This window comes from Streptomyces sp. A1136 (assembly GCF_004795055.1).
GTDB lineage: Bacteria > Actinomycetota > Actinomycetes > Streptomycetales > Streptomycetaceae > Streptomyces.
On the sequence record NZ_SSBJ01000015.1, the window covers coordinates 85,311 to 105,438 of the forward strand.

23 protein-coding genes are annotated in these 20,128 nt (G+C 69.7%); 7 read left to right on the forward strand and 16 right to left on the reverse strand.

Going from position 1 to position 20,128, the window contains the following annotated elements; genetic code table 11:
• The first annotated feature begins 429 nt into the window (after positions 1-429).
• The 3 genes from E6R62_RS16635 to E6R62_RS16645 are packed head-to-tail and all read left to right on the forward strand — an operon-like array spanning position 430 to position 2,733.
• The gene (locus E6R62_RS16635) at positions 430-795 is read left to right on the forward strand and encodes a WXG100 family type VII secretion target (protein ID WP_136214216.1); all 366 of its coding nucleotides are present in this window, start codon (positions 430-432) and stop codon (positions 793-795) included.
• A complete protein-coding gene (locus E6R62_RS16640) occupies positions 792-2,054 on the forward strand; it encodes an RNase A-like domain-containing protein (RefSeq protein WP_136214217.1) in 1,263 nt (420 codons plus the stop codon). Before E6R62_RS16635 ends, E6R62_RS16640 begins: the two co-directional genes overlap by 4 nt.
• Positions 2,055-2,076: 22 nt before the next feature.
• Positions 2,077-2,733, forward strand: a complete 657-nt coding sequence (locus E6R62_RS16645) for a contact-dependent growth inhibition system immunity protein (protein WP_136214218.1) — start codon at positions 2,077-2,079, stop codon at positions 2,731-2,733.
• Positions 2,734-3,880: 1,147 nt separating this feature from the next.
• On the opposite strand, the gene xerC is transcribed toward E6R62_RS16645, so the two are convergent.
• Positions 3,881-5,524, reverse strand: a complete 1,644-nt coding sequence (xerC, locus tag E6R62_RS16660; RefSeq protein WP_136214220.1) for a tyrosine recombinase XerC — start codon at positions 5,522-5,524, stop codon at positions 3,881-3,883.
• Positions 5,525-5,591: 67 nt separating this feature from the next.
• A complete protein-coding gene (locus E6R62_RS16665; protein ID WP_168714073.1) occupies positions 5,592-6,173 on the reverse strand; it encodes a helix-turn-helix domain-containing protein in 582 nt (193 codons plus the stop codon).
• 132 nt (positions 6,174-6,305) lie between these two features.
• Here E6R62_RS16665 and E6R62_RS16670 point away from each other — a divergent pair, with 132 nt between their 5' ends.
• Positions 6,306-6,533 carry a DNA-binding protein gene (locus E6R62_RS16670; RefSeq protein WP_240801711.1) on the forward strand — a complete coding sequence of 76 codons (228 nt, stop codon included), beginning with the start codon at positions 6,306-6,308 and terminating at the stop codon, positions 6,531-6,533.
• Positions 6,534-6,614: 81 nt separating this feature from the next.
• Here E6R62_RS16670 and E6R62_RS16675 read toward each other — a convergent pair whose 3' ends face one another.
• From E6R62_RS16675 to E6R62_RS16710, 8 genes are all read right to left on the reverse strand, one after another.
• Entirely contained in the window at positions 6,615-6,929 is a 315-nt protein-coding gene (locus E6R62_RS16675) for a MazG-like family protein (protein ID WP_136214223.1), read from the reverse strand.
• A 44-nt stretch (positions 6,930-6,973) separates the two neighbouring features.
• Positions 6,974-7,198, reverse strand: coding sequence for a hypothetical protein (locus tag E6R62_RS16680; RefSeq protein WP_136214224.1), 225 nt, complete (start codon positions 7,196-7,198; stop codon positions 6,974-6,976).
• Positions 7,199-7,219: 21 nt separating this feature from the next.
• A complete protein-coding gene (locus E6R62_RS16685; protein WP_240801712.1) occupies positions 7,220-7,933 on the reverse strand; it encodes an endonuclease/exonuclease/phosphatase in 714 nt (237 codons plus the stop codon).
• Positions 7,899-8,648, reverse strand: a complete 750-nt coding sequence (gene tmk / locus E6R62_RS16690) for a dTMP kinase (RefSeq protein ID WP_240801713.1) — start codon at positions 8,646-8,648, stop codon at positions 7,899-7,901. Before tmk ends, E6R62_RS16685 begins: the two co-directional genes overlap by 35 nt.
• Positions 8,645-9,760 (reverse strand): radical SAM protein, encoded by a 1,116-nt coding sequence (locus tag E6R62_RS16695; protein WP_136214225.1) that lies wholly within the window; start codon positions 9,758-9,760, stop codon positions 8,645-8,647. Before E6R62_RS16695 ends, tmk begins: the two co-directional genes overlap by 4 nt.
• A gap of 83 nt (positions 9,761-9,843) precedes the next feature.
• Entirely contained in the window at positions 9,844-10,029 is a 186-nt protein-coding gene (locus E6R62_RS16700; RefSeq protein ID WP_136214226.1) for a hypothetical protein, read from the reverse strand.
• Between the two features lie 84 nt (positions 10,030-10,113).
• Positions 10,114-10,542 (reverse strand): ATP-binding protein, encoded by a 429-nt coding sequence (locus E6R62_RS16705; protein ID WP_136214227.1) that lies wholly within the window; start codon positions 10,540-10,542, stop codon positions 10,114-10,116.
• 95 nt (positions 10,543-10,637) lie between these two features.
• Entirely contained in the window at positions 10,638-11,120 is a 483-nt protein-coding gene (locus E6R62_RS16710; RefSeq protein WP_136214228.1) for a hypothetical protein, read from the reverse strand.
• A gap of 274 nt (positions 11,121-11,394) precedes the next feature.
• Here E6R62_RS16710 and E6R62_RS16715 point away from each other — a divergent pair, with 274 nt between their 5' ends.
• The 3 genes from E6R62_RS16715 (at position 11,395) to galE (ending at position 14,410) form a co-directional block, all read left to right on the forward strand.
• Positions 11,395-12,702, forward strand: a complete 1,308-nt coding sequence (locus tag E6R62_RS16715) for a hypothetical protein (RefSeq protein WP_240801714.1) — start codon at positions 11,395-11,397, stop codon at positions 12,700-12,702.
• Positions 12,702-13,274 (forward strand): GNAT family N-acetyltransferase, encoded by a 573-nt coding sequence (locus tag E6R62_RS16720; protein ID WP_136214229.1) that lies wholly within the window; start codon positions 12,702-12,704, stop codon positions 13,272-13,274. The genes E6R62_RS16715 and E6R62_RS16720 overlap by 1 nt, the downstream gene beginning before the upstream one ends.
• A 140-nt stretch (positions 13,275-13,414) precedes the next feature.
• Positions 13,415-14,410, forward strand: coding sequence for a UDP-glucose 4-epimerase GalE (gene galE / locus E6R62_RS16725; protein ID WP_240801715.1), 996 nt, complete (start codon positions 13,415-13,417; stop codon positions 14,408-14,410).
• A gap of 18 nt (positions 14,411-14,428) precedes the next feature.
• Here galE and E6R62_RS16730 read toward each other — a convergent pair whose 3' ends face one another.
• The 6 genes from E6R62_RS16730 to E6R62_RS16755 are packed head-to-tail and all read right to left on the reverse strand — an operon-like array spanning position 14,429 to position 19,905.
• Positions 14,429-15,271, reverse strand: a complete 843-nt coding sequence (locus E6R62_RS16730) for a hypothetical protein (protein WP_136214230.1) — start codon at positions 15,269-15,271, stop codon at positions 14,429-14,431.
• A complete protein-coding gene (locus E6R62_RS16735; protein WP_136214231.1) occupies positions 15,246-16,022 on the reverse strand; it encodes a sugar phosphate nucleotidyltransferase in 777 nt (258 codons plus the stop codon). The genes E6R62_RS16730 and E6R62_RS16735 overlap by 26 nt, the downstream gene beginning before the upstream one ends.
• A 17-nt stretch (positions 16,023-16,039) precedes the next feature.
• Positions 16,040-17,098, reverse strand: a complete 1,059-nt coding sequence (locus E6R62_RS16740) for a DUF2332 domain-containing protein (RefSeq protein ID WP_168714075.1) — start codon at positions 17,096-17,098, stop codon at positions 16,040-16,042.
• Positions 17,095-17,775: an RraA family protein gene (locus E6R62_RS16745; RefSeq protein ID WP_136214233.1), complete on the reverse strand. Its 681-nt coding sequence runs from the start codon at positions 17,773-17,775 to the stop codon at positions 17,095-17,097. Before E6R62_RS16745 ends, E6R62_RS16740 begins: the two co-directional genes overlap by 4 nt.
• Before the next feature lie 14 nt (positions 17,776-17,789).
• Positions 17,790-18,986, reverse strand: coding sequence for an SIS domain-containing protein (locus tag E6R62_RS16750; RefSeq protein ID WP_136214234.1), 1,197 nt, complete (start codon positions 18,984-18,986; stop codon positions 17,790-17,792).
• A gap of 16 nt (positions 18,987-19,002) precedes the next feature.
• Complete coding sequence (locus E6R62_RS16755) at positions 19,003-19,905, reverse strand: SDR family oxidoreductase (RefSeq protein ID WP_168714076.1); 903 nt, start codon at positions 19,903-19,905, stop codon at positions 19,003-19,005.
• Positions 19,906-20,128 lie beyond the last annotated feature (223 nt).

A 20,128-nucleotide genomic window follows, 5' to 3' on the forward strand; every position in this document is an offset into this window, starting at 1 on the left:
CGCGGAGGTTCCCGCAAGAGGCGCAGACCGGTTCACAGAGGCCACCGGATCGCGAACACGCAGGTCAGAACGTTCCTGCATGTTCGCCATGAGGTTTTTGCAGGCTAAAGGCCGTACCCCGATCGCTATGCCACGCTCCATGTCGCACCCCGGAGGCGAGTGCGGCGTGATCAGAGCAAGCCTTCAGGCTCTCGCGCGAGAGGAGCTCCACCCGCGCTTCGAGTACATCAACGGCTCGCAATCCCCGCATTCGGAAACGGCTCGGTCACCTCGGCCCATCGAGTGCCAGGGGCAGGTCGGCGTAGGCGTGAACCGACACACGCGGGCTGCGAAAGTTGATCGTTGCTTGCGCTTGGCACTACCCGGAGTCGCCAACGATCAGTCGTAGTTAGGGTCTTATGACCGCAAGGGCAACGGGAGGGAACACGGGTGGGCGACGAGGGCAAGATCCTTGACATCAAAACGGCTGATCTGAAGGCGGCAGCACCGACGTTCCACGACCAGAGCGTGGCCCTCGGCACGGCCCTGGGCACGCTTCGCACGTCTCTGGCGAAAGCCGGGGCTGCCTGGGGAGACGACGACCCGGGCAAGAAGTTCCACGACAAGTACGGGCCGATCCTCGCTCGGATCGAGGAGTCGGCCGGCATCATCCAGGACGGTCTGGCCAGCATCCATGCGGCGATGACCGACATGGCAGACGGCCACATAGAAAACGATGCCCTGGTCGGGGCCATGTTTCGCAAGGTGGCCTCCGCGCCCCACGGGGGGCCCGACGACCGGAGCCACCAACCGTGAGCACCGGCGACAAGGTTCGGGAGATCGTCACCGACGTCACAGGAATCGAGTGGCCGGCCGCCGACGTAGGCAGGTTGCGCAACATCGCGAACGCGTGGCGGACATTCGCCGACGACATGGAAGATGTCGCGGCAGCCGCCAACAAGGCCGCTCAGACACTGATTCACAACAACAGCGGAGAGGCGATCTCCGCGTTCGCCGATCCCTTCTGGGCCCGCTACTACCACGACAAGAAGGGGTGGCTCCAAGACCTCGTCGACGGCCCCCGCTCCCTGGCTGCCGGGATCGATCAGTACGCCGATGCAGTGGCTGACGCGAAGAAGAAGCTCGACCGCGAACTGGAGATCGGCGGCGCCGTCATCGTCGCCGGCACGACCCTGGCGTTCTTCACTCTCGGCGCCACCGAAGTCGCCGCGGCGGCAGCCACCGCCACCATCGTCGAGCTGGCCGCGACCGTGGGCGTGGCCCTGACCACCGAGGTCGCCACCATCGCCGGCACGGTTTTCGCGACCGCGGCCATCGCGGGCATCGAATCCATCACCGTCGACCTCGCCGTCGCCCAGCCTCTCAAGATGGCGGCTGGGCTCCAGACCGGCTTCAACCTCGACGAGGCACAGGACGCCGGGGTCTACGGAGCCTTTACCGGCGGAGCCTTCGGCGGAGCAGGGAAGGCGTTCCAGCTCGCGAGGGAGGGCGGTGGCTGGACCAACCTCCTTGGAGGTGTCCGCCCGCCGGGCTACACCCCGGAATTCGCGCTGCCCAGCGGGCTCGCGGTCGAGGCGGGCGATCTCGGCATGCTCCTCCGCGACGGAGAGCCGAGCACCTGGCCTCGTAGCAAGCGCAAGGGACCCGTCAAACCCAAGTACCGTGCCGATATCGCGGGTGACGAAGGAAAGAACGGTTCGCATACCATCGAGCGACACGTGGAGATGACGACGCGTGACCTCCGCACGCGCCTCCGGAGCAATCCCAGAATGGATGCGGCATCCAGATACATAGACGAGGCCCAGGCTCAGAGATTCACTGATGCGGCGATGCTGAGAAACCAGCAAAAGATTGGCGAATGGCTCGCCGGCCCGAAGGGGTCGAAGATGAACTTCACCGAGGAATTCGACGAGGCAACCGGCATGAGTCTGACCCGGGAGAACTTCAAACGCGGAACCGCTGCACAATGGGTGAACAAAGTGCAAGTGGTTCTGAAGCGCGACCCATCCGCTGCGAGCGGCTACCGAATCCTCACTTCATATCCCACTCAATAGCTCGAAAGTAAGGCGTGAACAGGTGACACCGTCGAACGATCGTTTCCGTGAGCTGCGCGAGCTCCTACGCTCTTACACGGCGACCGGGTACGCCTTCGATGACACAGAGGACCGTCGCGGAGTTGCACTCAGCGCCTACCTCAGGCAAGCCGCACGCGATCCCGCACGCGCAGCCGAGGCGGTTGCGGAAATCGACGACCTCCTTGAGACAGGTCTGTTCAACGATGAGATCGCGGATGACGTCGACCTCTTGCCTCACATCAACCCTCCCCACGGAAAAACGGTGGAGAGCTGTCTTGCCGTCATCGGCAGGCACCTCCGGCAGTTCCTCGCAGAGCCGGAGATTCCCTCCCAGTCGCCTCCTCAAACCGCATGGGAATGGAGAGAACGGTTTCCCGGACTCTCACAGCTACTGGGATCATATTTCTACCAGGAATATTCGCTGGAGTACTCCTCGGATAGGGAAGCTCTGGACGATTATGTTGCAGATACCTCAGAGATCGACCTCCGGCAGGTGGCGGACGAGATTCGCGAGTTCCTGATCTTCAACGAATCGGATCAACTGCTCAAGAAGTCGGCAGCGACGCTGGGGCTTGGCGTTCTCCCGCCAGAGGGCGTGCGGCTGCGACAGTGGCTTGCGGATATTCGGGAGATCATCGTCCACCACCTTCAGGGATGAGCGGCGGGTAGTCGGCAGGCTTGGCGTTCGGTACCCGGATCGCCCGCACGCCTCCGCCGGATCCTCTCCGGCGGCCAGGACCCCTCCGCCATCGCCGCGATGGCCGACTCGGCATCGACGTCTCCGACCAGAAGCCCAAGGTACGCACCCCCCGCAGCCGCACAGGCATCCGACTACACATCACCAAGGCCGCGGGAGCCCCTGTTGTTCGGCAAATCCGGCATCATCGGCGGCTCCCTCACCACGACGGTCGAGGTCCGGAACTTCCCCGGCTGCCCCCGGGGCGTCCACGCCCCGGGGGTATGGACGACAGCGGGACCAGGCAGAGCGGTTCGGCGGACCGTAGCAGCGGCCCGGGTGAGGCACCGGGCCCAATGGTCAGGGGCGCACGGCTCGGACATGGTCGGGCGGGGTGGAGCTCATACGGCAGGCTGATCGAAGTGGAGTCGTGCGAGGCTTCCGCCGGTCGGCCCGGCGACGGACCGGTGTCGGTGCCCCCTTTTTGGCCCGACCGCGGAGGCCCTCCACGCACGCCCTCGACCAGTCGAGCGGCCGGCTGCGTCGAGCTGACTGAGCAGGATGCGGTGCAGCCGGTCGAAGACCCCGGCCGGCGGCCACCGCTCCGGGCGGCGCCGGCAGGCCCTGACCGGAGCCGAACCCGATTTCCGGCGGCGGGAGTTGCCAGGGACGCCGTTGCAGAGCATGTACAAGATCCCCCGCGGACACAGCCGGTCCGCCATCGGCCGCGGTCCTGGTGACCGCTTGGACCAATGCCAAGGCAGCACCAACGGCTCGACGAATTGGCCGTTCAAGGCCGCCACTCCGAACACCACAGCACGCCAAAACCCCAGGTCAGAACGTTTTTCCTGACCTGGGGCGCAGTGGGGCGGGTGGGACTCGAACCCACGGCCGACGGATTATGAGTCCCCTGCCGGGCAACTCTCCCTCATGTCGGCTTGTGTCACCTCGTGTTGCCCACTGCCGGAACGTGCTGGTCACGGGCCCGATCCATACGGTACCGCTCCCGCATTCCTGTCGGCTCGTGTCGCCTCGTGTCACCCCGTTACGGGACGTTCGGGCGAGCATCGGGCGAGCAGAGACCCGCCGCCACCTGGGGAAACGCACCCCGTCGGCGACACCCACGACCCTACTCGCCCGAGGGCGCGGGCGAGCCGTCCGGCCCATCTTCGGGCCCGTCCTCCGGCGTCGGCGGCGCCTCTTCAACGGGCGGGTCCAACGGCTTCCGGGCCCTGGGCACGAGCCCGGCCGCGCGCTCCGCGATCTCCTGGTCCACCTGAGTCAGCAGCGACGTGTACGTGTCGCCGGCGAGCTGGATGGAGGAGTGCCGCAACGTCTCCTTCACCGCGTGGAGGTCCCCGCCTCCGCCGTGGATGAGAGTGGCCGCGCAGTGCCGGAGGTCCCGGAGGTTGATCGGTGGCAGACCGGCCTTCCGGCAGATCCGGCGGAACTCGTCGCTCACCTTCTCCGGGTGGAGCCATGACCCGTCGACGTCCACGAACTCCTTGCCGGTCTCCACCCAGTCCTTCGTGTCCTTGCCCTCCTCGCGGTCCTTCGCGGCCTTCGCGTTCCAGACCTCCCGCTCCGCCGCCTTCCGGATGCGGTGCTCCCGGAGCACGGCCACGTTCAGGGAGTCCAGGGCGATCGTCGCGGCCGACCCGTCGGTCTTCGGGTCGTCCTCGAACACCTGCCAGTTGTCCACCACGATCTCCTTCGAGATGGTGATGGACCCGTTCTCCAGGTCCACGTTCCGCTCGTCCTGGCCCACGCCCTCGCCACGGCGCAGCCCACGGAACGCGATCAGGTGGAAGAAGGCGTAGAGCCTCGACTCCTCGGCAGCGTCCAGGAACTCCCCGATCTGGGTCGGCGTCCACACCATGACGGCGCTCGGCTTCTCGCCGGTCTTCCGCCAGTGCTCGACGTGCCGGTCCAACCACAGGACGGCTTTCGGCCGCTTGCCGGACTCCAGCTCCACCCACTGGGCCGGGTTGAACGTGATGTACTGCCTCCTGATCGCGGCGTTGAGCGCGGTCCGCAGCGTGGCCCGGATGCGCTGCTTCGTCGCCGGCCCCGTGATGAGCCGGTACGGCGGCATCGCGGCCAGCTTCTCCCGCTCGGCCGCCAGACGCGCGGACTCCTCGGCGGGGGGCCGGGATGCCTTGCCCCACTTGCAGCGGGCCTCCTGCTCCCTGCGCGCGGCGTTCTCGGCCGCGATCACCTCGTTCTGCTCATCGATCGCGTCGAAGAAGGCTTGGCACTGGGCGACGTTGAAGCGGTCCAGCCGGTAGTGCCCGACCCCCGGCACCAGGTGCACGCGAATGTGCGACCGGTACCCGGACGTGGTGGTCCGCTTCGTCTTCTTGGACTCCACCCAGGTCTCCAGCCACTCCCCGACGGTCATGGAGACGTCCATAGGCACGCCGCCGGCGAGGCGCCGCTTCACGTCGGCGGTGTCGGGGATCGCCTCCCGGTCCCGCATCACGGCCACCAGGAGGTCGCCCACCCGGCGAGCCGCGTCCTCGTCGTCCTCCGCGAGGTCGAGGATCGCGCGGATCTTGTCGAGGTCGCTCTGGGCGTCCTTCACCTGGGCGTACCCGGTCCGCCGGAACGTCCGCCGGGTGCCCTTGTCGTCCGGCGGCAGCTCTTGCCGCAGCTGGTGGTTGCCGTGCGCCCTCTTCGACAGCTGCGGGCACTTCGTGCCGAGCCGTTTCCCTGCCTCGTCGCGGCACTCGCACCGCTTCGTGATGCCACCGGCACGCCGTGCTCCGGGCATGGCTATCCCTCCGTAGGACCAGGGCGCACCCCGCGCCCGTACGTGGCGGGCAGTCGCCGCCAGGAAGCTAGGCCGGTCGGTCCAGCCCGCTGAGCGGGGGCAGGACCAGGCCGCGGGCGGCGATCTCGTCACGCAGCTCGTGGAGTTCGCGGGTCAGCTCCTCCGCGACCTCCCGGGCCGCGCCCGCCTCCGGGCCTCCTGGCTCCCCGTGCCACCGGTAGTCGGCGATGGCCGCCTCCCAGATCTGCTTGTAGAGCCGCCGGATCTGGGACTCCAGGCGGCGGTGCTTGCGGAGCAGGGTCAGGGCCCATTCCTCGTCGGCCCGCTCCCCGTTCCACCAGTCGGCTGCCTCCAGGGGCGTGGCCGCCTTGCCGGGCAGGTGCTCGACCTCAGCCTCGTACCCGACGGGGAAGACCAGCGCGGCCGGCGGCACCTCGAGTGCAGCGGCGAGGATCATCACCTCGGCCACGGTGACGTTGCCTCGTCGCCCGTTCTCGATGTTGGAGATCACGGTGCGGGGGAGGTTGCCCCCCAGGCGCTCGCACGCGTCCGCGAGCTGCTGCGCGCTCAGGCGCCGCGCCGTGCGGTGCCGGCGCACCTCCTGCGCGATCGTCTTACTGACTCGGACCGACCACTCCAATTGCTCCACGATGACCCAAAGTACAGAGGGTGTTGTGCCGTATCAACCCATGTCGTACAGTGCGTCAGAAGGACACAGCAGAGCCCGCATCTGACCCGGAGTTGCGCCGATATGACCCAGACCGCAGCGACCGTAGCGCCCATGACCACCCGCGACCTCCTGGACCTCCCCCCGACCACCGACCTGGAGAGCGCCGGGCGCGCCTTCGGGATCGGGCGCACCACCGCCTACGCCCTCGCCCGCACCGGTGACTTCCCGTGCAAGGTCATCCGGACCGGCCGACTGTTCCGCGTCGTGACGGCCGACATGCTTCGCGTTCTCCAGGTCCCCTCCCCCTGCCAGGAGAGCGCCGCCGCGCCTGCCGCCTAACTCCCCCCGGGTGGCAGGCACGCCACGGCCCCGGCACCATTCCCCCCTGGTGCCGGGGCCGTCGCATGTCCGGGCCCCGAGTCAGCCCAGGTTCAGGCGCTCCAGCAGCCCCTGGACCCGCGCGTCGAGGACCTTCTCCGCTTCCGGGGTGATCGTGGCCAGGGCCACCATGGCGGTCACGATGACGTCACTCAGCTCCTTCTCGACGTCCTGCCAGGTGTGGGAGTTGCCCTTACGCGGGTTGGCGCCGAGCGCGCCGGTGATGGCCTCGGCGGCCTCCCCGAACTCCTCCCCGATCTTGAGCACCCGCAGCAGCTTCACGTCACCGGCCGCGGCCTGGTCCTCCTCATCCAGCCAGCCGCGCAGCTTCTGCACGCCGTCCCACGTTGCTTCCATCGCTCGTCTCCTCGTCGTCTACAGGGGTTGTCAGCGGGGCAGGGCTACCGCAGCCACACGGCCAGGCCCAGGGCGCCCACAAGGCCGCCCAGGACCGCGACGTGCGCAGCCGCCGCCCAGGCGAGCGCCGGATGCGAACGCCGGATGCGCCGCCAGGCTGCCCACCCAGTGTGGCCGTCGGCCTGGGAACGGAACCCGAACGCGCTGATGCTGAGCGCTACGTACTGGACGGGGCGAGATTCCGCCCCTCCCGCCTTGAAGGCGTCCATCACAGGTCTCCTCGTGGTGAGTCAGAACAGCGCCGGCACTGGTTCGGGCGCGCGGTGGGGATCGCTCACCTGGAGCGGCTGAGTCGCGGTGACGGCCAGGCCCACCGCCAGGGCGGAGTGGTCGGTCAGCCGGTCCGGCATCGTGCGCGGTTCGTGGACGTACGAGCAGGCGGTCAGCCGGTCCGCGAGGCGGCCGGAGACGTGGGCGTGGTCGTATCGGTAGCCGTCGCCGGTCCGGCCCACCCATGAGTAGTCGAGTTCCTCAGGGTGCAGGCGCCGGAACGCGTCCTCGTACCCGGCGGCCCCGAACCAGTTGTAGAACTCGTACTCGAAGGGGCTGAAGAACCGGTAGCGCGGGACGTGCCCCGGCTCCAGCACGTTGAAGTCACCGAGCACGAGCCGCATCGCGTCACCCTCACCATCGAGGAGCGTGTGGCGGCACTCCTGCAAGAAGTTCCGCTTCCGCTCCGTCTTGACCTCCGTGGCGTCCCGCGAGGGCACGTACAGGCCGATGACATCGACCGGCCCCTCGTCACTGTCCACGGTGACTCCAACCGCCCGGTGCGGCAGGTAGGTCACCCCGGTCTCCAGCGGCCGGGTCTCCAAGCGGCTGACGATCATCGCGCCCCGTTCGCCACGCTGCTCGGGCCGAGGAAACGTCACCGAGTACCCGGCCGCCGTGAATCGCCGCTCCAGCAGGTCACACCCGGCGCTGCTCGCCGTCTCGGTCAGCACCAGCACCGACTCCGGCCGACCCGCCAGGTAGCGGAGTTGCCTCTCCGCGCGCTCCCGGGACGGGTTGTTGAGGTTGAACGTCAGCACGTCCAGCATGGTTCGGCTGGTCCTTCCGGAGTCGGGTGATCGCGGCCACGATCGAACGGGCGACCTCTTCGGCCGGCGCGTGGGAGGCGTCCACGCCCAGGACGCGGTGCCCCTTGTTCCGTAGGAACTTAGCGGCCTCGGCGAAGTAGGCGCATTCCACGTGACTGGAGCCGTCGGCGCGTTCGTACCGGGAGTGCGCCCCCCGCGCGGCGAGGCGCGCCTCGATCACGTCCGGCTGCCCGCTCACCATCACCGTCAGGTCCGGCTGGACGACGCCCTGGTTGAGCAGCCACACGAACTCCCGGTCGACGCCGTCCATGCACTGGAGCGCGAGGCTACTGGCGATGTACCGGTCACAGACCACGATCTCCCCACGCTCCAGCGCGGCCCGGATCTCCTCCCCGTGCTTGAAGCGGTCGGCCGCGATGAGGCAGGCCATGGCCTCGCCCTGGTACTCGTCCGTCCCGTGCCGCGCGAGGTTGCCCAGATCGGTGTCCGTCGGCTCCCGCGTCGCAAGCACGGGTACGCCGTCCGCGCCCAGCATCCGCGCGACCAAGGCGGTAACGGTGGACTTCCCCACGCCCCCCGGCCCCTCGATGGCGAGCAGCAGGCCGCGGCGACGGGTCACGAGACACCGACCACGGGCAGCACTCGGGTCTTGCGCGGCACCACGGGGCACTGCTCGGTGTCCACGGCCCCGATCCGCTCGCCGGCGGCCACCACGGCGGCCGGGCAGCCCTTCCCGCACGAGTCCGACAGTGAGCAGGCACCACACGTGGCGTTGCCTCCCAGGTCCCACCGGTCACTGAACTTCCCGTAGGCGTCCAGGCGTGCGCCGATGTCGTCGTGCTCCCACACGTTGCCGACGAGGAAGTCCGTGTCCGGGTGCTGGGAGACCTTCGTCCGGGCGGCGAAGACGAGGTATGGGCAGATCGCCACGCCGCCGTCGGTGAAGACGTAGATGATGTTCCCGGCCTCGCAGCCCGCGAGCGGCTTGGAGTCGTTGGGGAACCGGATGTTCACCATCTCAAGGCCGTCCGCCTCGAACGGTGCCGTCATCTCCGCGATCTGCCGCATCTGCTCGTCCGGCGTGCGCAGCTTCCCCTGTGCCGTCTTCGACGCGCCGCGCCCCATCGAGCCGAGTGGGTTCATCAGCACGTACGTCGCGCCCATGTCCCGGGCGAACTCCACCAGCTTCCGGTACTCCTCGTCCTCCGCCAGGTTGTTGGGCGTGCAGAGGAGGCCCTGCAAGATGCCCGCCTTCGCGAACCGCTTGACGGTGTCCACCGTCTCAGCGAAGCAGCCGGGCAGGCCACGGAAGACGGAGTGCGACTCCTCCGCGAAGCCGTCCAAGCTGACGTTCATGTGGGCGTCAAGCTCGACCAGGGCGGCGATCTGCTCGTCCGAGCACATGGTCCCGTTGGTGCACACCCCGACCGACATGCCGGCCGCGCGGAACAGCGCGACGATCTCGATCAGGTCCTCGTGCATGAACGGCTCACCGCCGGTGATCGTCACCTTGGTGACGCGGGCCGCGGCGAGCTGCGGGACCAGCTTGTCCCGGACGTCGTCCACGGGCATGTACTTCCCGCGCTTCGTGGCCACCACGAAGCAGTGGCCACAGAGCGCGTTGCACGGCTCGCAGATCTGAACGAGGGCTTTCCTGTGCGGGTGGTCGACGGTCGTCCGGAAGTAACAGGATGCCGCCTGTTCCCCGGTGATGATTGCGCGTCCGGTCACGGAGACCTCCACAGAGAAATGAGCGAGGATGACCCGCGCCCTGGCCGTACGCCGACGTGCAGCACAGCCGGGGGCGGGAGTCTTTATGCCGAGGCGACGCCTCGGCTGTGATGAGCGCGGACCAGCGCTTCCAGACGCTGAACGCAGGGTTCGCAGCAGTAGAACGGCCCGTCGCCGTGGTCCTGGCTCTGCACGGGGCCCAGCCAGAGAACGGGCACGTCGACGGCGTCGCAGCGCCAGCACTCGCCGGTGACGTAGGTCCTCTTCACGGCCGCTACCTGTTCGAGATGCCGAGGCCCAAAGCACCGAGCATCGCGGCGAGGATCACCACGTACAGGAGCTGGCGGGCGCGCTCATTCACTGGGCTGCTCCTTCGCGACCGTCAGCTCGGCCCACACGCGCTTCCCCCAGGGCAGCGTCTCGGCGCCCCACTTGCCGTCGCTCAGCGCGTCCACGAGGGCCAGGCCCCGCCCGGACTCGTCGTCCGAGCCGGACAGCCGCAGTTCCGGCAGCTCCCGCGAGAGGTCGACCACGGCCAGCTGGACCACGTGGGCGTCCTGCCGCGTCACTATCACCCGGATCGACTCGCTCCGCGCGTGCGCGACTGCGTTCGACACCAGCTCGCTGATGACGATGAGCGCGGCGTCCTCGGCCTCTTCGAGTTCCCAGAGGTGGAGTGCCGAGGAGACGAGGCGCCGCGCGCGCCTCGCCGACTCCGGGAGCCTCGGCAGGGTCGTGGTGTAGGCGGGGTTTCCGATGGCTGCGGTCTCGAACATCGACATGGGCGAGCCGATCCTGTTGGGCCGGCGGGCACCGCCAGCCTCGTTCAAAGCCGCACGGGACCTCGTGTCCAGCACAGGCCAGGTCAGGGCCTCGGTCACCGCAGCTCACCGTCCGATGGGATAAGACGACGGCGGCCAAGGCTGGCGAGGGAGGCTAGCAGGGCCGTGGAGCAGAGCTGCGCGGGCCCGTCGAGGGGGACGACCCACCACGGCCGGTCCTCGACCGGCGCGCACCGCTCGGGGGCCGGGACGAGGAGCAGAGCGCGGGCGGGGTACAGGGTCGTGCTCGGCACGTTCCAGAAGCGGCCCGCGCTCGCGGGCAACAGGGCCGTGTAGCCGCCTTCCTGGCGGCAGGCGGCGGGGTCGAAGATGACCGGGCCCTCCAGTGCGTCGCGGAGCCGCGGGGCGCACCGCTGCGGGGTCGTTTCTCCGATCGCGGAGTGGACTACGGCGGCGGAGATCATGACCGCCGTGAACAGCGCTCCCGTTCGCAGGCACGCCTCGCCGTCGTACTTCCACCGCGCGTTGGCGTCCGGGATCGAGTCGGCCGCAGCCAGCAGCCAGTGGCCGGAGGCCATCCGTCGCTCGTTCGCGGTCGTTATCGCGGTAGGGACGAGGCCGAGGCCGGAGTTACCGTCATTTCTCGTGCGTGTGCTCGGCATTGCTCTGCACTCCCAGGCGGATCGATGGCCAGCTGACGGGCTGGCACCCTCACTACGAGCCAACTCCCGTTCACCTGGGCTCGCCGGACCTTCGCGCGGACTTTCCGGCGGACTTTTCACGGCAAGCGGTCTTTCCGATGTGACGAAAGCCGCTACGGTCAGGAAGGTTCAGATCACCGGAGGTGACCGGGTGGACGTACTGACGCCCTTCGAGCACGCCTGTCTGCTGCACGGCTGGGAGAAGCCGGCGGACTTTCTGCGCGCCTTCGAGGCGACGGCGGACGTCCTGGGCGAGGCCGTGACATTGACCGACCGTCAGTACCGTCGGTGGAAGCGGCCGAAACCGCCCGCGCCCCGGGCACGCGCCTGGCGGACTTTGCACGCCATGTTCGGGGTGTCACCGGTCGATCTCGGGTTTCCCGGGCCACCGCCAGGTGCGACCGTGGGGAGTGCAGCACTCTCCGCACAGAAGGGCAGCACCTCCGTGGACCGACGAGCATTCATGGCCGACGGTATCGGCGTCGTCGCCGGACTGGGCCTACCCGCCCACTCGCGACCGCTCAGCCCACCCGGCGAGACTGGCGCCGTCGGCACCACCCATCTCCTGGAGCTGCGGGCCGGCCTACGCTCGTTGTTCCAGCTCGATGACGCGTACGGCGGCGGTGACGTCCGGTCCCTGGCGGTCCGGCACCTGACCCGCGTCCGACGCGTCATCAACACGGGCACCTACCCCGACACGATCGGTCGTCAGCTCCAGCTCCTGGCCGGGGAGATCGCCGAGCACTGCGGCTGGCTCTACTACGACGCGGACGAGCAGGACAACGCCCGCCGGTACTGGGGCGACGCACTGACCACGGCGACGATGCTCCGCGACAGCAATCTGGAGATCCTCGTCTTCTCCAGCATGAGTCTCCAGGCGTGCTACGAAGGCCGTGCCCGCGACGGTCTCGAACTCGCCCGCGCCGCCCAGGAACGTGCTACCCAGCTCGGCTCGCCGGTCCTCCAGTCGCTCATCGCCGCTCGTGAGGCCCGCGCCTTGGCGCTGATGGCTGACGGTTCCGGCGCCAAGGCCCGGCTCTCCGCCGCCATGCAGCTCGTCGACCGCAAGGGGCGGGGCCGCCCCTCCCCCGAGTGGACTCAGTTCCACGGGCCGGCTGAGCTGGACTACGCGCAGGGCCTGCTCTACTCCGAGCTGGGCAACCACCGCGCGGCCACCCGGTTCCTCGGCGCCGCCCTCGCCCACCAGGAGACCACCTACGGCCGGAATCGGGCTCTCTACCGCATCACCCTGGCTCAGGCCCTCGTGGACGCCGGTGAGGCCGACGAGGCTGCTGCGCACGCCGTCGCCAGCCTAGAGGCCCTGGAAGAAGTCGAGTCCGGCCGCGTGATGCGGCGGCTCACCACCGTGACGAACTCGCTCCGCGCGGTCGACGCCCGCTCCGCGCGGGCCGCCGCCGACGAGCTGACCGAGTACGCCAGGACGAAGGAGGCCGCGTGATGTCCGCTGAGGTGACGTACGAGCGCTACGACGGGCCGGAGGCCGCCGCGGCTGCGCTCGACGCCTTCCTCCCGGCGTACGAGGAGGTCTATGCCGAGCCGCCGTACAGCGAAGGCCCCTCAGACGTGGCGCAGTTCATCGAGCACTACGTCCACCACGCGCAACGGAACGGGATGCGCCTGATCATCGCCCGGGAAGCCGCGGAGGTCATCGGGTTCGCGTACGGCTACTACCTGCCCCCCGACACCGGGTGGTGGAGCAACGTCGACGAGGACCTGGCCGACGACTTCACCCGCGAAACCGGAACCCGGACCTGGGTCATTCTGGAACTGGCTGTCCGCAAGCCCTGGCGGCGACGCGGAGTCGCCAAGGCCCTCCACAACGCCCTGCTCGACGGGCTGCCGGTGGAGCGGGTCACCCTGACCGTCCGCCCGGAGCCCGAGGCGGCCCCGGCACAAGCCGCGTACGCCGCGTGGGGCTACCAGCCCGTCGGGATCTCGCATCCGTGGGAGGAAGCGCCCTTCTACCGGGCGATGGTCCTCGACCTGAAAGGCCAGCCGGCCGTCTCCTGACCCCGGACATTCAGACGCCCGCGCGGTTCCAGACAACGAACGTCGCCGTCGCTCGGGGCGGCGATGGCGGCGGGGCTTTCTCCGCTAGCCTTGCTGCCGGTCGCCCCCTGGGGCTGGAACGAGGCCGGGAGAGAAACAGCGTGGTGAAGGTCCTTATCGCCGGTGGAGCCGGCTACATCGGCAGCACGGTCGCCTCGGCCTGCCTGGACGCGGGCATCACCCCCGTGATTCTCGACAGCCTCGTCAGAGGCCGCCGCGAGTTCACCGAGGGGCGCACGTTCTACGAGGGCGACATCGCGGACGGCGCCGTGGTCGACCGGATCTTCTCGGAGCACCCGGACATCTCCGCCGTGGTTCACTGCGCCGCGCTGATCGTGGTGCCCGAGTCCGTCGCGGACCCGATCGGCTACTACGAGGCGAACGTCAGCAAGAGCCTGTCCTTCGTCAGCCACCTGCACCGGAACGGCTGCGACCGCATCGTCTTCTCCTCCTCGGCCTCCATCTACCAAGCCGAGGACGGCTCCCCCGTCAACGAGGACTCGCCCCTGGCGCCGCAGAGCCCGTACGCACGGACCAAGGCCGTGTGCGAGGAGATGTTCGCCGACATCGCCGTGGCCGGACCGCGGGTGCTGTCGCTGCGGTACTTCAACCCCGTCGGGGCCGACCCCCAACTGCGCACCGGCCTCCAGCTCAAGCGCCCCAGCCACGCCCTCGGCGTACTCATCCAGGCCCACCAGGAGGGCCGGCCGTTCCCAATCACCGGGACGAACTACCCGACCCGCGACGGCACCGGCATCCGGGACTACGTGCACGTCTGGGACCTGGCCGCGGCCCATGTCGCGGCGATCAAGCGCTTCGACTCCATCCTCACGGACTCCAAGCGCTCGACCGCGATCAATCTGGGCACGGGCAACGGAACCACCGTCCGAGAGCTGTGCGATGCCTTCAACGCCGTCGTCAGCACGCCGCTGGCCACGGTCGACGCCGACCCACGCCCGGGTGACGTGGCCGGCGGCTACACCAAGAGCGACCGCGCAGCCGAACTGCTGGGGTGGACCCCCAAGCTGTCCCTGGAGGAGGCGATCCGGTCCGCCCTGGACTGGATCCCTGTCCGCGACGAGCGACTCAAGGACTGACCGCCCCTCTCCCCGCCTTCACCCCTCCCGTGCGACGGGGCCGGGATGAAGGCGGGATTCGAGTGCTAGGAGATGCCGCATCGCAGGGGCGAGCCACGCGGCGCTCCAACGGTGCTCCGCTGGAGCGTCCCTGTAGGCGCGGTGGGGGATGTCGAGCCGCTGGAGAAGCTGACGCCCGGCCGTCCAGTCGGCCTCCAGCGTGCCGATGCCGCCGAGCGCGATACGGCGGCCCCCACGCAGCGGTCCGGCGTGGCGGCGCAGGTTCGAGCGCACGTCGTACTCGTCCAGCCGAGCGCCGTCCCCCGCGAGTTCGACAAGCTGCGGGTGGGGCGGCCGGTCGCTGAGGAGCGAGGGATCCCAGACGCTGGCGGCCGTGAAGACGCCAGGATGCCGCGCAATCAGGTTGAGGGCTGCGAAGCCCCCCTTGCTGTAGCCCAGCAGGTGGACGGGCGGCCGAGGCTGTTCGCCGCCGAGGGTGGCGAGGACGGTGGGCACGACCACCTGGGTGAAGTGGTCCTCCTGCTGCTGGTCGGCACGGGATGAGTGGTTGACCAGCCACGGCGATGCGCTGAACGTCGGTGCGGCGAAGAGGGTTCCGTCCCGCAGGGTCGCGGGGAGCCGGCTGATCTCCTCCAAAGCACTCCCGTACTTGGTGCCGTTGTGCTTCTCGACGGGCAGGACGAGCACGATCCGGCGCACTGGCCCGCGGGGGCGGAGCAGGGTGACCGCGGTGCCCGGCTCCTGGAATGGGCTCTCCAGCGGGATCCTGGCCACGGGGACCGGGCCGGTCCCGGCCGCCGTCGGGGAGCGGGGGGCGGCCGGCGTGGGGCGTTCGTCAGGTGCGGAGGGTGGCGACGGCATCTTCGTAGGTCCTCCAGTTGTCGCAGTTGAAGCGCATCTCGGCGGTCAGGAGCGGATGCGCGGTGACGCTAGCTCCGGCCTGGATCCAACGCTGGATCGCGTCGATGAGATAGAGCTCGCCGTTCGGGCGCGGGGGGCAGGCGCGCAGGGCCTCGAAGGCGAACGGGCCAAGGATCCAGCGCGCGGCGCAGGCGTACACCCACCGGGCGTCGGCCAGGTCGAGATGTTCCCTGCCGATGGTGACGGCGTGCGGGCCGGGGCCTTCCGGCGGTGGGGTGGCCGCGGCCAGCAGGGTCTCGTGCGGCGGGATCTTGTCCGCCGGGACTAGGCGGGTGAGAACGGAGCAGCGGGCCGCTTCGTTGCGGACGAGGCGCAGCAGGGGCGCCTCGCCGTCGGGGGCCGGGCGGATCAGGTTGTCGCCGAAGGCGAGAACGAAGGGCTCGGCCTGCGTCCACGTCTCAGCGGCGAGGACGGGTGCCCCAGGGCCGGCGCCGTCGTCCTGGACGCGGTAGGAGAAGTCCATCCCGTACTCGGCGCCGCTGCCGAAATAGGCCGGGATCTGCGGCTTGCGTGAGGAGATCACGAACAGGACGCTGTCGATCCCGGCGTCTCGCAGTTCGAGGACGAGGTGTTCCAGGATCGGCTTCCGCCCGGCGGGCAGCATCTCCTTGGGGAGGATGCGGGTGATCGGGTCCATCTTCGACCCGGCCCCGCCGGCGGCCACGACCGCCCTGGTGATCCTGCGCGTCATGACGCTCTCCTCGGCGGTCAGATGCCCGGGTGGGCGGGGTCGGTGAGCCAGTCGAGCCAGTTGCCGTAGACGTCGCAGTGGGCGACGACGTCGGAGCGGCTGATGCCGGCGTCGTAGCTGGCCATGATCATGCGGGGCGTGTCGTGGCCGAAGTGCCCGATCGAGATCTCGTGGATGGGGCGCTGCTGGCTCAGGTCCGCGAGGGTGGCGGCGAGGCGGTCTCGGCCGCCGGGGGAACCGAAGATCTGGTAGATGGACCAGGAGAAGACGAAGACCAGGTGCTGGTCGATCGGGGTCTCGGCGACGACGTCGGCGAGATGTTCCTCGGCGGGGCCGGCCAGGATCGTCGGCGGGGTGCGGGAGGCGAGCGCGAGCGCGGCGTTCAGCGTGCGCATCCGGGCGGTCTGCTCGGGCCAGGTGAGGCTGACCAGCCACTCGGTGGCCTCGGTGTCGGTGACGTCCACCGGGTGGAGTTCGATTCCGACGGGCCGGACGAACCGCGCCGCGTCGATGGACAGGGGCGGGGTCCCACCCCGGATGTCACAGGCCAGGACGGTAGCGGGGTCGCTGTCGGGCAGGGTGAGGCGCTGCCCGCCGTAGTCGTAGGTGTAGCGGTTCCACAGGAGGTTCAGCCCGGCGCTGGCGCCCACGTCCACGATCCGGATCGACCGCTCGTCGAGCTGCTGCTGGAGGGCGGCGAAGGCCGGGAGGAGGACGGCGCAGCGGCCCGGCTCGTTGGTCTGGACGGATCGGGTCGAGATGATCCGCTCGATCCGTGCCCTGTGCCGGCGGCAGAAGTCGGCGAGAAGGCTGTCGGCGTGATCTGCGTCCAGATGCTCGTGGCCGGTGAAGTAGGGGGCCAGCGGGTGCTGGACACCTCGCCGCAGGATGTGGTGGATCCCCCCGAGCAGGAGGTTGGGCGCGGGCTGGCCCGGCCGGGTGCGGGCCGCGAGGTCCAGGAGGTCATTGCTCCGCGCGACCGCGTGGGACAGGGTGGCGTACAGCGGGGACAGCCCGGCGCACTGCTGGTCTGCGAAGCGGCGGAAGGTCTCGGCGAGCTGGGCACGGTCGGTCACGACGACACTCCTTCGATGATCGTGTAGCCGGTGGCGGTGAGCTGGTCGACGGCGCCCAGGCTCTGGCCGCGCCGGTCCGCCCACTTCTCCGCCTCCGCCTTGAGGGCGGCCTGCGTGGTGGCGATGACGTCCGCAACCTGGGCCCGGGGGACGACGACGGTCCCGTCCTCGTCGCCGACCAGGACGTCGCCGGGCGTGATGGTGATGCCGTCGATGACCACGGGGACATTGACCGCGCCGTCCTCCTGGCCGGCGGGGTACGTGTGGTTGAGCGGGGTGGTGCCGCGGGCGACGGTCGGGAAGCGGAGGCGGCGCAGCTCGGCGACGTCGCGGACCATGCCGTCAACGAGGACGCCGGTAATGCCCCGGCTCTGCATGTGCTCGGCGGTCACGCCGCCGAAGCAGGACTTCTCCTTGCCGCCGCCGGCCGCGACCACGACGATGTCGCCGGGCTGCGCGAGGTCGATCGCGGCGCGGCGGACGGTGACGTCCGGGCCGAGCGCGGTGACGGCGCTGCCGCACAGCACGAGCCCGGGGGTCAGCAGGCGCAGGCAGTACGACAGGGCGCCCCTCTTCCCCAGGGCGTCCACGATCGAGGCGGCGGGGAGCTGGGACAAGGCGGCGATCTCGTCGGGGGTGGGGCGGTCGATGTCGGTGCGGATCTCGCGTGCGGGCATGGGACGGCCTTTCGTCAGGAGGAGCGGTTGATGTTGGACAGTTCGCGCAGCGGCGCGAGGTCTTGGGCCATGAGGTCAGCGGGAGAGGATCCGGGCGCGCTGCCGGTGGAGAGCGCGGCGCGGGTGGTCCGGCAGACGAGGTGGGCGACGGACTGCACCAGGGCCGCGAACGCGAAGTCGTCCGTCTGCGGGAGCTGGAGCCGCTCGGAGTGCGGCTGGGCCGGGCCGTTGCGGTAGACGAGGAACAGCCGGACGTCTGCCGCGGCGGCGGCGCGGATCGCCTCTTGGGTGGTCCTGCTAGCGGCGTCGTAGGTCAGGAGGAACACCACGTCGCCCGGGGCGGCTGAGCGCAGCTGGTAGACGACGCCGTGCGCCGGGTCCGGGTGGTCGTTGTAGATCGCGCTCATGTCGGCCAGCGACGGATCGGAGACGACCACGGGCGGCTGGACGTCCTCGACGCCGAGGGGTGCGTCCCAGTGCAGGTTGTGGGCGTAGTGCTCGCCGGCCAGGGCGAGGGGTCCGCCGTCGGGGCACAGTACGTAGATCGGGCGCCGGGTGCGGATGGCGTCCGCGACTGCTGTGGTGGCCTCCGCCAGGAACGCCCCGAGCCGGACGGTGTCGACGTCGGCCACAGCGTGCAGGTGTTGGTCGACGCGGGCCGGGAGCGGTGCCGTGGCGGGGCCCAGCGCGGTTGCGGCTGCCAGGGTCAGCGCGGTCAGCATGGCGTCTTCGCTGATCTGTTGGTCGGTGGTCCCAGTCGCCCAGACCATGCCGCGCGCGGGTTCGACCTGAGTGCCGTCGCCGCCGACCAGGGCCAGCACGGGGACGTCGTGTTCGCGGCACAGGTTGAGGGCCTTGCGGATGTTCGCCGACCGGCCGCTGACGCTGGCGACGACTACCAGGTCCAGGCCGTGGATGTCGGCCGCCAGCGACCTGGCGAAGACCTCGGGGTACGTGTCGCGCTGTGCGGTGTAGGCCATGGCCGCGGGGCTCATCATCGAGTCCGACACCGGGCGTCCGGTGTGGGCCTGGAGCTGGAGGAGGGCCGAGCGGACAATCGCGGAGGATCCCCCGTTGCCGAAGGCTCGGATCCGGGCGCCGCCGACCGCTGCCCGGTTGAGCAGGTCGACTGCGTCATGGCCGCGGGTGAGCATGCGGCCCGCTGCGGTACCGACCTCGGTCAGGTAGGCGTGCGCGAAATCCTGGTACACGGTCGTGTCCTTCTGGTCAGGTCGATGCGGGGCGGTCGGGGCGCATCCAGGGCGCGACCACGTTCGGGAGTTCGGCGCGGAACGACCGGCGCAGGGGCCAGCCCAGAGCCGCGGGGAGGTCGTCGCAGTCCAGGCGGCAGTCGATGGGACGGCCGCCGACCGCCGCGTCCGCCGCCCCGGCCCGGAGGCGGCCGATGGGCAGCCCGAACGCACGGGTGATCAGCACGCCGAGCTGGTACTTGGTGAAGGCTTCCTGCGCGCCCCAGTGGTTCACGGACCCGAGTCGCTGGCCCTCAAGGAGCACCCCGGCGAGCCGGCGGCAGACGTCGGCGGCCTCGTCCACGTGGGTCGGGTATCGCACGCATACGTCGTCCAGCTCGAGGTCCGCGCCTGCGGCCACGCTGGCGGCGATCTGGGTCAGGTTCGTCTCGGCCGCGTACGAGGCGGGCCCGTAGAGCACGGGCAGCCGCAGGATCGCGGCGTCCGGACACGCCGCCCGCACCGCGACCTCGGCTTCCAGCTTCCACCGGCCGTACGGAGTCAACGGGTTCGGGGTGTCGTCGGGCCTGTACGGCGCCTGGGTCCCGTCGAACACGTAGTCGCTGCTGATGTGGATCAGCCGGGCTCCGCGCTCGGCGGCGCCGCTGGCGATGAGCCGGGCCGCGTCCACGTTCCGACCGCGCGCCTGCTCCGGCTCTGCCGCCCATGCCTCAGGCCGGCGCTCCCCGACGCAGTTCACGACGACGTGCGGCCTCATCCGGTCGAGAAGCCGGTCGACGTCATCGGCCGACGTCGCGTCAACCGGAATCAGGCCGGCGCCCGTCCGGCTGTGTCCCGTCCCGGTCGCAGCCGCATCGCCGAACGCTTTCAGCACGCTGCGTCCCAGCAGTCCAGACGCTCCGAAGATCACTGCTCGCACCGCTTCACCTCCACCAGTAGCCCTGCGGGGAAGCCAGACAAGCGGAGCGGCATCGTGATCGCGAGAGGTTGAGGAGGTGAACTCGGTGCACCCACCAAGTCGGTTTAGGGACACCGAAATTGGCAACTGGTGTACGTACACCAAGTCCTTTTCGTCCCACCTGATTCGGCGCGCTGACCGGTGGTACCGTCCGGCTCAGGACCCCGCCGGACTTGGAGTGCCC

Excerpts from the sequence above, each read along its gene's own strand:
- xerC (WP_136214220.1), bottom strand. The coding sequence starts at position 5,524 with ATGCCCGGAGCACGGCGTGCCGGTGGCATCACGAAGCGGTGCGAGTGC.
- E6R62_RS16670 (WP_240801711.1), top strand. The coding sequence starts at position 6,306 with ATGACCACCCGCGACCTCCTGGACCTCCCCCCGACCACCGACCTGGAG.
- E6R62_RS16675 (WP_136214223.1), bottom strand. The coding sequence starts at position 6,929 with ATGGAAGCAACGTGGGACGGCGTGCAGAAGCTGCGCGGCTGGCTGGAT.
- E6R62_RS16680 (WP_136214224.1), bottom strand. The coding sequence starts at position 7,198 with ATGGACGCCTTCAAGGCGGGAGGGGCGGAATCTCGCCCCGTCCAGTAC.
- E6R62_RS16705 (WP_136214227.1), bottom strand. The coding sequence starts at position 10,542 with ATGTCGATGTTCGAGACCGCAGCCATCGGAAACCCCGCCTACACCACG.
- E6R62_RS16710 (WP_136214228.1), bottom strand. The coding sequence starts at position 11,120 with ATGGCCTCCGGCCACTGGCTGCTGGCTGCGGCCGACTCGATCCCGGAC.
- E6R62_RS16720 (WP_136214229.1), top strand. The coding sequence starts at position 12,702 with ATGTCCGCTGAGGTGACGTACGAGCGCTACGACGGGCCGGAGGCCGCC.
- E6R62_RS16730 (WP_136214230.1), bottom strand. The coding sequence starts at position 15,271 with ATGCCGTCGCCACCCTCCGCACCTGACGAACGCCCCACGCCGGCCGCC.
- E6R62_RS16735 (WP_136214231.1), bottom strand. The coding sequence starts at position 16,022 with ATGACGCGCAGGATCACCAGGGCGGTCGTGGCCGCCGGCGGGGCCGGG.
- E6R62_RS16745 (WP_136214233.1), bottom strand. The coding sequence starts at position 17,775 with ATGCCCGCACGCGAGATCCGCACCGACATCGACCGCCCCACCCCCGAC.